The sequence below is a fragment of the Chroococcidiopsis cubana SAG 39.79 genome (assembly GCF_003991895.1).
Taxonomy (GTDB): Bacteria; Cyanobacteriota; Cyanobacteriia; order Cyanobacteriales; family Chroococcidiopsidaceae; genus Chroococcidiopsis; species Chroococcidiopsis thermalis.
Genome location: NZ_RSCK01000115.1, coordinates 14,272 through 15,044 on the forward strand (window position 1 = coordinate 14,272; position 773 = coordinate 15,044).

A 773-nucleotide genomic window follows, 5' to 3' on the forward strand; every position below is an offset into this window, starting at 1 on the left:
GACTAATATTTACCATGCGATCGCCTCGGTTTTGATAGCAAAATTATAGCATAATCATAGCGCAATGCTATGATTATGAGTTGAATGGCTAACTGCTGTCGAAATCGATCTGAGATCTTAAACCATTTCAAACTGTAATTTGTTTGCGATTTATACAAGAATTGGTGATTTAGTCATAGTTTCAATCTTTGATAGCTCGTGCCGATCGCATCAAACTATTCCCGAACTATCAGGCAGCAATATCAGGCAAAGAAACCCAGATTCCAGTTGGTTCGTAAAAGTCTTCGCGCTGCTCCAAGTCAAAACCTCCCAACAGAATAGCTAACCAGGTTTTCACCAGTAGATCTCCTAAATCTTTCTCCGGTGTAGTTGGGTACTGTACCTGCTGTACTATTTCAATCAAAGGCAAGCACTTCTGGGACGTATTAGCGAAACAATCGGCGATCGCACGCTTCCAGAGCGCAAAATCTTCAGTATGGGCAAGCGCAACTATAAAATCTTTTTGCTCTGTGTCGAAATCGATTTGGATCGAGATCTCAAATCATTTCAAACTGTGTCCTACTTGCTAGTAAGTGAAAATCTAGGCAGAGCAGGAGTTTTAGGTGTTGAGTAAGTTTCAGCGTGTAGTAAATCATTGCCCATCTGTATCAAACCATTCCTCAACTGTATCTTTAACCGTATCTTTGTGTATCCCTGAACTGTATCTTTCTGTATCTTAGTTGACGACTGTGATTGTATCTCGCTCTATCTATCTACGTTAGATTTCAATTCAT

Annotated in this window: 1 protein-coding gene; it reads right to left on the reverse strand. The window is 40.1% G+C overall.

All coding sequences use genetic code 11. The features are described 5' to 3' along the window. Positions 1-229: 229 nt before the first annotated feature. Positions 230-403 (reverse strand): hypothetical protein, encoded by a 174-nt coding sequence (locus DSM107010_RS38015; RefSeq protein WP_158631929.1) that lies wholly within the window; start codon positions 401-403, stop codon positions 230-232. Positions 404-773: the final 370 nt, after the last annotated feature.